The sequence below is a fragment of the Fischerella sp. PCC 9605 genome, assembly GCF_000517105.1.
GTDB lineage: Bacteria > Cyanobacteriota > Cyanobacteriia > Cyanobacteriales > Nostocaceae > PCC9605.
Genome location: NZ_KI912151.1, coordinates 817,665 through 831,785, shown reverse-complemented (window position 1 = coordinate 831,785; position 14,121 = coordinate 817,665). Strand labels below are relative to the sequence as shown.

Here is a 14,121-nt window from a genome sequence, read left to right as displayed (position 1 = left end):
TAATTTTTGTTATTTCACCTGTGTAAATTAACTTTGTGAGTCGTAAATCAAGTTTTTGAGTCGTAAATCAAGTTTTTGAGTCGTAAATCAAGTTTTTGAGTCGTAAATCAAGTTTTTGAGTCATAAATTAACTTTCTGAGTTGTAAATCAAGTTTCTAAGTCGTAAATTAACTTTTTGAGTTGTAAACTTGTTTTTGTACAAAAATTTGGGGCGTTGCATAAATGCAGGATGATTTTCGCTTTGTCATGCTGAGTGCAGCAACGCGGAACGAAGCATCTGCCGAGATTCTTCGCTTCACTTCGTTACGCTCAGAATGACAATTCAACCTACAGTAAGCTTGAGAGAGCCATGCAGTTAAAAAGGTGCAGGACAACCCGCAGTTGTTTTAGAAATGCGTTGAGGACTGGTAGCAGTGGGATCGTAGGCTGTAAGCACTACCTCACCCTTATTGTTATACACCCATCCTCGTGCCGGGATAATCTGTTTGGAAGTAGTATCAATGATTGGCTGATTGATTTTTGCACTTTGGGAATTGCTTGTGCTGGTGGTAGGTTCCACTAAATCAACGCGGACATTATCAGTTTTTAAGCTTTGATTGGGACTGCTTAGCAAGCCACCCCGCCCGGTGACGACGAAGGTACTATTAACACCTCGCTGACAAGCATTTTCGGCAATTTTGTCACTCGGATCTGTAACATTTTCAGGTAGTTCAGTTAACCCCTGACTGGGGTTAATATCTGGAGTATTTAGTTTTACAGTGCCAGCACTCCCAAATTCTGAACTAGCAGTGATATCACTATTTGGTGTTCGCTTGTCTCGAAATTGGATGCCGTAGATACCAGTAGCATTAATTTGGACATTGCCCCCTTTGCCTGTAAAAGCATTAGCAGTGATGTCGCTATTTTCTGAGGGGAAAGCAACAACAAAGCCATCTGGAGTATTGATGGTAATATTGCCTCCGTTACCACCTGTTTGATTAGTGCCAGCTGAGGTAGAAATTTCACTATTGCGGCGCATCAATAAGTAGTCCCGGATGTTTAGGGTGAAGTTGCCACCGTTACCCGAATTGCTGTTAGCTGTGATGCTTCCTTGATTGTCTAGATTGATAGAATCAGCAATTATTTCTAAATTTCCAGCCTGTTTAGTATTTCCATTACTCACATTGACTCTACCTCTATCTCTAACAGTCAACTTTCTAGTATTAATTGTCAAGCTTCCTGCACTACCTGTGCTTTCTGATGTTGCATTGGCACTTATTTCACTGACATCACCATCTGGTGATGTACCAAAAACTTCTATAGAGTCCTTAGCACGAATTTGCAAGATACCTGCATCGCCATCACCTTGAGTCAATACTGATACTCTTCCTCCATCTCTCACCCGCAAGCGATCAGTTTCAATCGTTACAGTTCCTCCATTGCCTTTAAGTGGTACTTCAGGAGGCTGATCGGAGTCTATTAGTACACCAGCAAATATACCAGCTTGTGGAAGAGATTGGTTTGTGGCTGTTGGATCAAATACGTCTATCTCAGAAGCACGAATAAATAAATTCCCAGCATCGCCTAGACCAAAGGTCGCTACTTGGACTTTAGCGCCATCACTAACACTTAAATATGGGGTTTCGATGAACAAGTTACCACCCTTACCCTCACCTTCCATGTTCACTTGAGCAAACAAACCCGCAGGATTGACAAAGGTTTTTCCAGAGTCATCTGTGAAAAAAACTCTTCCTTTTACTTCTATTGACTCGGAGGCGTTAACTGTGAAAGTGCCTGCATTTCCTTCGCCAAGAACTGTAGTTCCTACTTGAGAGTTTCTGACAACCAATTTTTTCGTCTCGATAGTTAAGTTTCCTGCGTCTCCTCTACCTCCTTCTTCTACATCAGCACTCAAACCACTTGTCCCTCCTGGTTTTCCTGTGCCTAGAACTTCTACTAAATCACTGGCTTTGATGGACAAGTTACCAGCATCCCCATCTCCGTTGGTAATGGCAGTAATGGCAGAGGCATTAGTTACAGAAAGCGATCCTGTCGTAATATTAATTTCTCCTGCATCCCCCTGTCCGTAAATACTGGAGTTAATTTGACTATTATTAGTTAAAGATAGTAATCCATTTGGAGCCGTAATAATTATGTCTCCACCATTACCCTGTCCGCTATTACTAGCTTCGAGTAAAGCACCATCGTTTAAAAGAACTGACTTCGCCGAAATTTCGATATTGCTACCATCTCCCACTGCTCCAAACTCTACATTGGTGAAGATTCCACCATTTCCCAAGGAGAAAGATTCCCTAGCTCGCACAGCTACGATACCAGGATTTCCTTTAGAATTCTCATAGAAACCAGCTTGCAATTGAGATCCATTAGTTAAAGAAACTTCCCTGGCTTCAATGGTAATGTTTCCAACATTACCAATAGATAGTGTTTTCTCAGGGTTTCCCACATTGCTCCTGATCAAGCTACTATCGGCAAGGGAGACGATGTCTTGAGCCTTTACCGTGATATTGCCAGCATTACCCTGTCCAATACTACCGGTTTCCAGCCTAGCGCCATTAGTCAAATAAACTGACTCGTCTGTAGCTGTAATATTTATGTCTCCGCTATTACCTTGTCCTTGATTGCTGGCTTCCAGTCTAGTGCCATTAGTCAGAGATACTGATCCATTTGTGGCTGTAATATTGATGTTCCCACCTTTTCCCTGTCCTTGATTGCTAGCTCGCAGTAGAGTAGCATCACTTAAGGAAACCGAACCTGCCACAATTTCAATATTACTGCCATTACCTATTGTTCCAGAATATACATCTGTAAAAATTCCACTATTTGTCAAGGAGACAAATTCCTTAGCCCACACAGTTACGATACCAGGATTTCCTTTAGAGTTTTCATAGAAACCAGCTTGCAGTTCAGATCCATTGTTTAAGGAAACATCTCTGGCTTCAATCAGAATCTTTCCAACATTGCCAACAGATGGTGTTCCCTGACGGTTTCCCACATTGCTCAAGATCAAGCTATTATTAGCAAGAGTGACAGTGCCTTGAGTTTTTACCACTACATTGCCAGCATTACCCTCCCCGACTTGACTAGCAGTTAATACAGCATTATCCAAAGAAAATGAATTGCCTTGAATGTTGATATCACCACTATTTCCCTCTACAGCTGATACAGAAACTATTCCGTTGTTAATTGCTACATCTCCTCTCGCCACACCATCAGGGAAACTCAAGCTGTTATCAGGATTCAATCTAACTGTTCCTGCTTGTGTCAATCCTCCTAATTCAACTCGTCCGCCTGGTGCATACAGAATTCCTGAATCTATGCTCACATTACCGCCTATCAGTGCTAAGGTCTTCTGTGACGGAACCTGAAAAGCTGATTGATTGATAATATTTCCTGGATTATCCCGAAATCTTAACCCAATCGGAATATTCACACTCAACAATGGCGGTGTTTGTAAATTAGTAGCACTAAACTCCACCCCATCATCAAACAACAAACTATTAGCCGTCGTGCCAAAAAATGAACCACCGATATTGAGACTGGCATTCGGCCCAAAAATTATCCCTGCTGGATTGAGTAAAAATAAATTCGCGCTACCTTGAGTTCTAATCAAACCATCAATGTTAGATATAGAACCACCAGTCACCCGACTGATAATATTTTGCACATCCACAGGATTTTGGAATACAGCCGAACCACCAGTGGGAACAGAAAATTGGCTAAAGCTGTGAAATAAGTTTCCCCCGGCTCGATCGCCATTATCAATCGTAAAATTTGAACCATCAGGGCTAGTAACGGTAGTAGATAAACTTCCATCACTTGAAACTTGCGCTCTGACGGTGTTGATAGATGCAAGAAAGCCCAAAATAACTAAGGGGAAGCTGAGAAAGAGCGATCGCATATAAGATATTCTGTTATTTACGGTAATATACCGAATTTCTCCGTTTTTTATTAAACAGCGATTGAAATAGAAAATCTACTACTAGATCCTCATCGGTGTGTATCTGCGATCGCTTTAAATAAAAATAATCTGTGTTATGAACAGACTTCCCATATATCAATAGGCTTGGTTATCAGAAAATTTGCTCGATTTTGCAGAATCTGTAGAGACGCGAAATTACCCTGCGGGAACGCCTGCGGCGTACGCGTCTCTACATCCAGGAATTCTTACTTCAGCAAAAACTCTTTCACAAACATCACCGTTGCATAAAATTGGTAATCAATATTTTTCTTCTTACTAAACCCGTGTCCCTCATCCTTCGCCATCAAATACCAAACTGGTACATTATTCTTTCTAACTGTCGCCACAATTTGTTCTGCTTCCTTGAGGGGAACGCGAGGATCGTTTTTGCCGTGAATGACAAATAAAGGTTTTTTGATACTGCTGGCGTTATTCACTGGCGAAATCTTCAGCAGGAATTCTCGCATTTTCGGATCGCGTTCATCTCCGTATTCTACTCGTCGTAAATCGCGCCGATAACTCTCTGTATTTTCTAGGAAAGTGACAAAATTAGAAATGCCGACAATATCAATGGCAGCACGAATGCGATCGCTATATTTTGTCGCCACTGCTAAGGACATATAACCGCCATAGCTACCCCCTGTCACCAAAATTCTGTCTTTATCTAAGTCCGGTTGAGTAGCTATCCAGTCTAGAAGTGCGGCGATATCTTTAACAGAGTCTTCTCGCTTATAGTCATTATCTAATGTCAGAAAGGTTTTGCCGTAACCTGTAGAACCCCGGACGTTGGGAAACAGCAAGGCAACACCCAACTCGTTCAAGTAGTAATTATAGCGCCCTAAAAAGGATGGGCGAAACTGTGCTTCCGGCCCGCCGTGGATATCAATTATTACCGGACGTTTACCTTTGAATTTGGCTGGAGGAGGATAGAGAAAACCGGAGATGGTTCTACCATCAAAGCTTTTCCAGCGTACTAGTTTCGCGTCGGAGAAATTTGCCGTATTCAAACCGCCAGTTTCACTTTCTGTCCAGCGTTCAACTTTATTAGTGCGGATATTCAGCGAGTACACGTCTGCGGTGGAACGGGCCGACATCAGGGTAAAGCCTAAATCTTCGTTATTACGATGCCACGTAACACCATATACTTGTCCTACTGGTAATTTGGGCAAGGGTTTTTCTTTTTTTGTTGCTGTCTCCAATAGGTGCAGTACGCTTGTCCCATCTTCATTGGTAACAAAGGCAATATATTTACCGTCTTTTGTTAGGTCAAAATCTTCCACATCCCAAGGAATATGGCTAGTCAAATAAGTATGTTGTTTAGTAGTTAAGTCCACATATGCTAACCGAGTAAATTCGGAATCGCGATCGCTGATGACATATAAACCTTTTCCATCCTTGCTAAACAAACCCGCGTCATAGGCGACTTTCTCTTTGCCTCCTTTGGGTGTAATCAGTGTTTTCTCTCCTGAGTTGGTATCCACCACCCAGAGATAACTTTCATTGACGGAAATGCTTTCTATTGCCAGTAATTGGCGGTCATCGATTGACCAGTCCAAAGGGCCCCAACCGCCACCTTCCACCTGTGCTAAAAGCTTGTCGCTTTGAGTATTTTTAGGGTCGATAATGTAAAAATCGTTATCTTTACCTGTACGACGGGTGGAGGTGTAAATCATGCGATCGCCTTTGTTAGACCACACACCCCAACTGTTTCTTGACTTGCCATCGGTCAGCAAGGCGATCTCTCCTGTCGCTAAATCAAAGCGGTAGTTTTGGTTAAATTCATTACCACCAATATCTTTACTAAAAACAAAATAATCGCCTTGCGTTGGTTGAAAAATTGCTGCTCCGACTCTTTCTGGGAAAAAAGTCATTTGCTGGCGACTACCAAGAGGAAACTTAACTAAATGCACTTGCGAGGTATCAGCAAAGCGCGTTGAGATTAGCATCTCGCGCCGGATCGGATGCCAGCTAAAAAGACCAGCAGAACGGAAATTAGTGTAGCGATCGACTGTATCTGCCAGTGTTGTGGGAATAGCAGGTATTCCCTCTACAACAAGGTTTTCATTTGGAGTAATGGCAGGACTTTGAGCAGAAACCATGAAAATTGGTAGCAGAAAAACTGCAAACAGGGTAGTAAAAAAAAGTGATAAAAATTGCATGGTCTGATTATTGCAGATTCTGCTAAAAATCATCCAACTGCTGAACTTTATTTAGAACTTAGGTGAGAAAATATTTATTTAACAAACCACATAGACGCGCTAGGTTAGGATACAAAGTACACAAAGACTTAGAGAGATTAAGAAAAGTTTAGATTTTTCTTTTTGACTCCGCTTTTTCAGGGAAGGTAACGCACTCTTGAAAGTTTCTTCCGTTGTAGCGATTGCCGTGGATTTAGGGGCATATCCAAGAGTTTAATGTATCACTAACAACTTTCACATCGTTCTCTTACCACTCTTTTATCAACTATTAGAATTGCGAATGGAATTAAAAGCTTTCGCTCCCACCCCAAAACGCAATTTAAGCTAAAATTCGAGCAGTTCAAGGATTTTCCCTTCTATGTAACTCATGTTTGAAACTCTGCAAACTCAACTATACGAACTCGAACAATTCGCTAATTCCCTTGTTTCCAATCAGCTGACGCATCTGAGTTTATTGAGCATCGGTATCATATTTGTTGCTGGGTTGCTCACTAGTCTCACACCCTGTATGCTGTCTATGTTGCCTATCACCATCGGTTACATTGGTGGCTATGAAGCGAAAAACCGCCTGCAAGCAGCTGCCCAGTCTACTTGGTTTGCTTTGGGATTGGCAACTACGCTAGCAAGCTTAGGAGTGGTAGCAGCTTTAGTCGGAAGAGTCTATGGGCAAATCGGAATTGGTTTGCCAATTATTGTCAGTATTATTGCTATTTTGATGGGTCTGAATTTATTGGAGGCCTTGCCCTTGCAAATGCCTTCTTTTGGAGGTACTGAGTGGATTTCTCAAGAATTACCCCAAGGAGTGCGAGCCTATGCAATCGGTCTAAGTTTTGGTTTAGTAGCCTCTCCTTGCAGCACACCAGTTTTAGCCAGCTTACTGGGTTGGGTTGCCAATACGCAAGACCTAATTTTAGGCGGAATGCTGCTAATTTCCTATACAGCAGGTTATGTAGCACCCTTAATCTTGGCAGGTACATTTACTGCTTCTATTAAAAAAATATTAGAATTGCGTCGTTGGTCTGGTTGGATTAACCCAATTAGTGGAGTATTGTTAGTAGGATTTGGTGTTTTTTCTCTGATTTCTCGGATTCCTTTTTAAGAGTTAGTAGATAGTGGTTAGTAGATAGTGGGAAAAGGCGGAAAGGTAAAAGGTAAAAGGGGAATAATCACCCACCACTAACTACCAACCACCAACTACTAACTACTAACTACCAACTACTAACAGTTTATTTTAGTAATTCAAATGACTTTAGATAACACAAATAATTCAGCTTCAGAAAAATCAAATTGGTGGTCAGTTGTCGGGCAGGTTTTGCGACAGGATTTTTTGCCTGTATTGACGGATTTACGCTTGGCGATCGCCCTACTACTTCTCATCGCCCTCTTCAGCATTAGCGGTACGGTAATTGAACAAGGTCAATCACTATCCTTTTATCAAGCAAACTACCCAGAACACCCAGCTCTATTTGGCTTTCTAAGTTGGAAAGTTATTTTAACTCTGGGCTTAGATCACGTATATCGTACTTGGTGGTTTTTGTCCTTACTTATCTTTTTTGGCACTAGCTTAACTGCTTGTACTTTTACCCGTCAGTTACCAGCTTTAAAAGCCGCCCGTCGCTGGAAGTTTTACGACAAACCCCGGCAATTTACAAAACTCGCGTTGAGTGCAGAAATAGATAACCAAACGTCAAATTCCGCGTCTCTACAAAACCTGACGCAAATATTACAGAATCGCCGCTATAAAGTTTTTCAAGAAAAAGGCAATATTCTTTATGCCCGTAAGGGAATAATTGGACGCATCGGCCCAATTATTGTACATATAGGTATTGTAGTAATTCTCTTGGGGTCAATTTGGGGAGCAATGACTGGGTTTATGGCCCAAGAAATGGTTCCCAGTGGCAATACATTTCAGGTGAAAAATATTATTGATGCCGGCCCTTGGGCAACACTACCAACTAATAAAGATTGGTCTGTGCGCGTCAATCGTTTTTGGATTGACTATACTCCTACCGGCAGTATTGACCAGTTTTATTCAGACTTGTCTGTTGTGAATAAAGAAGATCGGGAGATTGACCATAAAACTATTTTTGTGAATCAACCTCTGCGTTATCAAGGTCTGACTTTTTATCAAACAGACTGGGGAATTGCTGCTGTAAAAGTGCGTGTAAACAATAGCCCAGTTTTCCAACTACCAATGGCATCATTAAACACCAATGGCAAGGGACGCATCTGGGGAACCTGGATTCCGACAAAAACAGATTTAAGTGAGGGAGTCTCCTTGGTGGTTAAGGATTTGCAAGGCATGATGTTAATTTACGACAGCAAAGGCGAACTGGTTGACACTGTGCGTAATGGCATGTCTACCCAAGTTAATGGTGTCAAGTTGACTGTTCTGGAATTAATTGGCAGTACTGGCTTGCAAATTAAAGCCGATCCAGGAGTACCCATTGTCTATGCGGGGTTTGCCTTGCTGATGCTGGGTGTGATGATGAGTTACTTCTCCCACTCCCAAATTTGGGCTTTGCAAACAGATGGTCGTCTGTACGTGGGTGGCAAAACGAATCGCGCTCAGGTAGGATTTGAACGAGAGATGTTGGAAATATTCGATCAACTGAGTTCTGAGTCAAAAGATAAGGAAGAGGAAAAAGCGATCGCTTAAATTATCTCTTTGTGATTTTACTTGGTGTCTTAGTGTCTTGGTGGTTAATAAAATTTATTTTTGAACCACCAAGACACTAAGACACAAAGAAAACTTGATGTTGAGGGTTGTACTTTGACAGGGATAGTCCCTAAGCCCTACTTTCAAGTTTGATTTTACTTGCAGCTGCTATAGCTTTTTCCCGCGCTTGTTGAATGTTGCTTCCTTTAGCTAAAGCTACCCCCATACGTCGATATGGATGGGCATTAGGTTTACCAAATAGCTTAATATCTACATCTTTTTCTGACAAAGCCTCTGCTATTCCTGTATAAACAATTGCATCTAACTTTTCTGAAGCTAAAATCACAGCACTTGCAGAAGGCCCCAACTGTTCTATATGCGGAATTGGCAAACCTAAAATTGCTCTTAAATGCAGTTCAAATTCATTGAGATTTTGCGAGATTAACGTTACCATTCCCGTATCGTGGGGTCTAGGTGAAAGTTCAGAAAAAATGACTTCATCTTTGGTAATAAAAAATTCAACTCCAAAGATTCCAGCCCCTCCCAAAGCATCAGTCACTTTTTTGGCGATCGCCTGCGCTTGCGATGTCATTTGTTCCGAAATTCCTGCTGGTTGCCAAGATTCCTGGTAATCTCCTCTTTCTTGACGATGACCAATAGGAAGACAGAATAAAGTCGGTTCATTCCACTGCTTAATCGTCAGTAAAGTAATCTCAACTTCAAAATCAATAAATTCTTCAACGATTACTTTCTGAGTGTCACCCCTAGAACCTGCGATCGCATAATTCCAGGCTTTCTCAACTTCTCCTTGATCTTTGACTACAGATTGTCCTTTACCAGAAGAGGACATTACAGGTTTGACAACATTGGGAAAACCAATTTCATCAGAAACAGCAACCAACTCTTCTAAAGTGGAGGCATAACCATATTTTGCAGTTCTGATGCCTAACTGTTTATGAGCAAGTTCCCTAATTCTGTCTCGATTCATTGTATAGTTAGTCGCCGCTGCTGTCGGGATAACTGTAATTCCCCGTTCTTCAAATTCCAGCAATTTTTCTGTTTTAATAGCTTCAATTTCTGGAATGATGAAATCCGGCTGATGCTTGTTAACAATTCTTTCTAAATCATCAGCACTTAACATCGAAATTACTTCGGAATCATCAGCAACTTGCATCGCTGGGGCATTTTCATAGCGATCAACAGCAATTACATAATTACCAAGGCGCTGAGCAGCAATTACAAATTCTTTACCCAGTTCTCCCGAACCCAACAACATCAATTTTTGTGGCAGCTTGATTGAATTATCTGTTAATTTCTTCATTTTCAGTTTCTGCGTACTCTGCGCCTTTGTGATTATAGATTTATTTTGTGGTACAAAAATCTGTTGAAGAGTTTTTTAACCAACTGTACTAGCAATTTCTGGAGCTATTTATTATCGACTATGTAAACGCTAAATACAACATTGCACAAATTCGTAACGAATTAAATTTGGAAAGACTCTGCGCCCCTCCGCGTTCACTTTGCGTTCCTCTGCGTTTAAAACTGCCACTCTTTTACGCAAAGCCCTACCAAGTTATCAGAGGTAGTTCATGTCAAACCTCTCCGCAGTCTTTGTTCCAAAGAAACTAAGTCTACCCCCAGATTTTGCAAAATCCTAATTGCTGCTCCCCCTCCCTCACGGAGAATACCTAATAGCAAATGTTCTGTACCAATATAGTTGTGACCGAGTTGTCGTGACTCTTCAACCGCTAGTTCTAACACTTGCTTAGCTCTAGGTGTGAAGGGAATATCTACAGGCGTTAATCCTCTACCTCTGCCAACAATTTTTTCTTCCTCAATCTTTACATTTTCCAAGTTTACCCCTACAGAGGTGAGAAACTGAGACGCAAAGCCGCTACCTTCTCCAACTAATCCTACTAAAAGCTGTTCAGTACCAACATATCCATGTCCCAAGCGGCGAGATTCACCTTGGGCAAACAAGATGGCTGTAATCGCTTTTTGGGTGAATCTTTCAAAACCTTTAAGACTGAATTTGTCAGATACAAACCCAAAGAGTTTTTCAAATATAGACTCAAAAAATTTTTCAAACATAAACCCTTCCTGCGTCGATGTATTGTTGACTGCTTCGAGGGTGCTTTCGTTGGAGACGTTGCGAAAGAGTTCGCTTTTAGTTCTCCCTGTCGATAAAAAAGCCAGCAAATCCTCCATCGTCTCAGCGTTCGCTGAGTACCGCAGAAATTGCTTTTCTTTTTGGCAATTCACTAATCCCTCAATCCGCAGTTTCTCCAAATGATGAGATAAGGTTGAGTTCGGAATTTTTAGCTTTTCCTGAATCTCACCTACAGTCATCCCGTCCGGATAAGCTGCAAACAGCAGTCGCATTATTTCCAATCTTGGCTCCGACCCCAATGCAGCAAAGATATCTGCATATCGAGCCGTATCGTTTATTTCCATAATTCTAGAATAACAGAAATACGTAGAATAGACAAATCAATATTCATATTAGGGACTTCCAATTCAAACAATATCCAACCAATGGTTGTAGGGTGCGTTACGCTGTCGCGTTAACACACCCTACTGGGTAATTTATTTTTTGATAAAAGTATAAAAAATGCTTCTTTATAAGTAAAGATACTGTAAAAACCAACGCTTGTAGTAAAAAATATACGGAATCAGCAGAACTGTTTAGTAACAGTGAATTGGCAAATATTTGTCAAAATAATTACATCACATTAATGATTGCTGTTACTAATAAATTAAAGTTGGCATTATGTTTTACTTCCACAGCCGTTTTTATTCCTAAAGCAACTTGGGCACAAACAGATGCACAGAACTGGGATAGTCTAAACAATGCGAGTAAAGCGGAATTGCCGTCCAATCTGTCTTCCGAGAATCCAGTAACGCCAGAAGCAGAAGTTCCCGCGCCAATTGCTGAACCGGAAACTTTAGCAGCACAGCCAGAATTAAACAGTATTCCCCTTCCGCAAACAAAGGTTGCAGATTTAGAACAGAAAATTAACACTGCGGAATCTTGTATTCCTAGCAACATTGGACAACCAGAATTTACTAAAGTCATAGATTTAGAACAAAAGAAACGCCTAGGAAAACCTTGTAATCCCGATCACATTGGAAAACCTGAATTTAGTTCCCCCGAACTGCAACCACAACCTACAGTGTTAGAATTGCAAACCAAGCAAATATCCCCAAAACTTCATTCAGCGAATAACCTACCTCTCGTTGCAGAACTAGATAAACAGGCTACACAAGAAAAGCCGCGAGATACTTCCCACAAAGATCCAAAATATATTATTCCTCCCCGGGGTGTAGACAAGAAGAAAGTTAGTCCCTTGACTACAACCATCCCGTTGAATGATACATTCATTAACCATTTAACAGGCGCAGAAATAATTACAAGTGCTAGTTTTGGCGATGCTCAAAATACTAATTTCAATGTGAATGGTGTTATAAAACTCAACAATCAAATTGAACAAAATTTGAGCAAAGATAAAATTTTAACGCTAGATTTAGCAGGAGATTACTTACAACTGCGAACAGTAACAAAATCAAGAGAAATTACCGTTTCGCTAAAAGAACCTCAGACTTTATTGGGTACAGAATTACAGTTAAGCTTGACAGCTTCCTGTATATTTCCAGATAAGAATCCAGAAGATATATGTACATATACTCCTGGTGTGGCAACTGACAGAAATAGCATCGATCCGGATTCCTTAATCCCAAGACAAATAACACAATCTTCTAACTTAGGGGAAGTATTAACAGCAGAATCATTGGCAGCAATTCAGGAACCAGGCTATCAGAATGGAGTAAATAGTCAAGCTGTTGGTGTAGATTTTTTCTTCCCAAAAACAGGTGCTTTACTCGGTAATCGCCAAGGGGATAAAACAACCGTCACCAGAAGTGAAGAAATTCAGAATACACCCGTAGCACTTTATTCTACCGTGCGCCAAATTGTCAAAGCCAATGACAGTGAAGCTGTAATTGGTCGCACGGTGCGCGGTTTTGGTTTAGTTTTAAACGATGAAAATACCCTGTTGAATTCTGCTTTACAATTAGGAAATTTATTGTTGCCTGATGCAATACCACAATTAAAACCAGGGTCAAAGCGTAAATTCAATGTCAACAATAATTTATTTTTTGCGGCTAATAATGTGCGACTACCCGCTAATAGTTTGACTTTTTATTATGCTGGTATCGGTAAAGCTAAACATCCGCCAGAAAATTTGCAAAACTTAAATCAAGTTCCTCCTGGTAGTTTTAATGGTATCTGGATAGGGGCTTCGCCAGTAATTAAGCGTAGTTATTCTATTAACGGTCGTTATGAAACAATTAGTCCTCCGGAAGTGATATTTACTGACGGTGCAGAAGGGGGTTCTAGTTCTAATAGTGATATAAGTTTTCTTTCTGTTGTCAATGATGAAAGTTTTTCTACAGCAAATTTGAATAATTTTTACGCTCAAATATATGTCAAGTTGTTTAACCAAGAAGCTAACTATATTACAACTATCAAACACAGAGAAACCACGAATTATGTACCTCATGTTAGCTTCACTGGCAATATTACAGGCACAAAAAATATTTTCCAATATTATACTGGTGTGATTGCGACAGAAGAAATGAAGGCTTATCTTGGCGTAGATATTAACAAGAGTACCGGAAATGGATGGACATTTTCAGGAGGTGCGATCGCCTATCTAAACCCAGACAAGGACTACTATAGTAACGTGCTAGGTGGTGTTAGTAAAACAATCTCCCTCAGTCGGAATGCTAATTTCGTTCTATCTTCTGGGTTCAATTATGCCATTGACCGAGACAATCACCAGAATGATACGGTAAATTCACTCACCTTCGCAGCTAAGGCTAACATTGGATCTATTTCCCTGGGGTTACTCAATTACGTGGGCGATGTTTTACCCTATTCTACTGAGAATACATTGATAGCAGATTTGGCAATTAGCTTGAGTGATAATTTTCGCATCTCTGCATATTACACTCCCATTAATGAAAATTCTACCCGCTCTCGCTATGGAGCTGGGGCGGTATTGAAATTGGGTAATAACAGGAATAGTCCAACACTAAGCGTGTCTTGGGCTAACAATGAGTATCGCTTGGGAAGTGACCCTTCGGGAAATGAATTGGGGTTCACTGATAACGTGTTTACAATTTTCTTAAGAGGAAATCTATGAGTAACCCTGTTTTGTCACTCTCGGAAAACAATAATCTCAGCCAAATTCACCAGACTTTGATTTAATCAAGGTTTGAGGCTTTATTTTCTAATAAAAACTAAA

6 protein-coding genes and 2 pseudogenes are annotated in these 14,121 nt (G+C 40.8%); 3 read left to right on the top strand and 5 right to left on the bottom strand.

The genetic code is table 11. The features are described from left to right. Positions 1–355: 355 nt before the first annotated feature. Both FIS9605_RS38540 and FIS9605_RS0128685 read right to left on the bottom strand, forming a co-directional pair. Entirely contained in the window at positions 356–3,898 is a 3,543-nt protein-coding gene (locus tag FIS9605_RS38540; RefSeq protein WP_051470171.1) for a two-partner secretion domain-containing protein, read from the bottom strand. A gap of 266 nt (positions 3,899–4,164) precedes the next feature. Beyond that, positions 4,165–6,117 (bottom strand): S9 family peptidase, encoded by a 1,953-nt coding sequence (locus tag FIS9605_RS0128685; RefSeq protein WP_026735651.1) that lies wholly within the window; start codon positions 6,115–6,117, stop codon positions 4,165–4,167. A gap of 406 nt (positions 6,118–6,523) precedes the next feature. Here FIS9605_RS0128685 and FIS9605_RS0128680 point away from each other — a divergent pair, with 406 nt between their 5' ends. Together FIS9605_RS0128680 and FIS9605_RS0128675 are read left to right on the top strand one after the other, a co-directional pair. Then, positions 6,524–7,255: a cytochrome c biogenesis protein CcdA gene (locus FIS9605_RS0128680; RefSeq protein WP_026735650.1), complete on the top strand. Its 732-nt coding sequence runs from the start codon at positions 6,524–6,526 to the stop codon at positions 7,253–7,255. Between the two features lie 144 nt (positions 7,256–7,399). After that, positions 7,400–8,815, top strand: a complete 1,416-nt coding sequence (locus tag FIS9605_RS0128675; protein WP_026735649.1) for a cytochrome c biogenesis protein — start codon at positions 7,400–7,402, stop codon at positions 8,813–8,815. A gap of 130 nt (positions 8,816–8,945) precedes the next feature. On the opposite strand, the gene purT is transcribed toward FIS9605_RS0128675, so the two are convergent. The 3 genes and pseudogenes from purT to FIS9605_RS46230 form a co-directional block, all read right to left on the bottom strand. After that, entirely contained in the window at positions 8,946–10,136 is a 1,191-nt protein-coding gene (gene purT, locus FIS9605_RS0128670) for a formate-dependent phosphoribosylglycinamide formyltransferase (RefSeq protein WP_026735648.1), read from the bottom strand. Positions 10,137–10,408: 272 nt separating this feature from the next. Further along, positions 10,409–10,882 (bottom strand): annotated as a pseudogene (locus tag FIS9605_RS45575) (Clp protease N-terminal domain-containing protein); the annotation flags it as partial. Between the two features lie 138 nt (positions 10,883–11,020). After that, positions 11,021–11,269 (bottom strand): annotated as a pseudogene (locus tag FIS9605_RS46230) (ArsR/SmtB family transcription factor); the annotation flags it as partial. Positions 11,270–11,577: 308 nt separating this feature from the next. On the opposite strand from FIS9605_RS46230, the gene FIS9605_RS0128660 reads away from it, so the two are divergent. Next, entirely contained in the window at positions 11,578–14,019 is a 2,442-nt protein-coding gene (locus FIS9605_RS0128660) for a hypothetical protein (RefSeq protein WP_231510495.1), read from the top strand. Positions 14,020–14,121 lie beyond the last annotated feature (102 nt).

What these genes read in the sequence shown, in the direction of transcription:
- FIS9605_RS38540 (WP_051470171.1), bottom strand. Translation starts at nt 3,898, where the DNA reads ATGCGATCGCTCTTTCTCAGCTTCCCCTTAGTTATTTTGGGCTTTCTT.
- FIS9605_RS0128675 (WP_026735649.1), top strand. Translation starts at nt 7,400, where the DNA reads ATGACTTTAGATAACACAAATAATTCAGCTTCAGAAAAATCAAATTGG.
- FIS9605_RS0128680 (WP_026735650.1), top strand. Translation starts at nt 6,524, where the DNA reads ATGTTTGAAACTCTGCAAACTCAACTATACGAACTCGAACAATTCGCT.
- FIS9605_RS0128685 (WP_026735651.1), bottom strand. Translation starts at nt 6,117, where the DNA reads ATGCAATTTTTATCACTTTTTTTTACTACCCTGTTTGCAGTTTTTCTG.
- purT (WP_026735648.1), bottom strand. Translation starts at nt 10,136, where the DNA reads ATGAAGAAATTAACAGATAATTCAATCAAGCTGCCACAAAAATTGATG.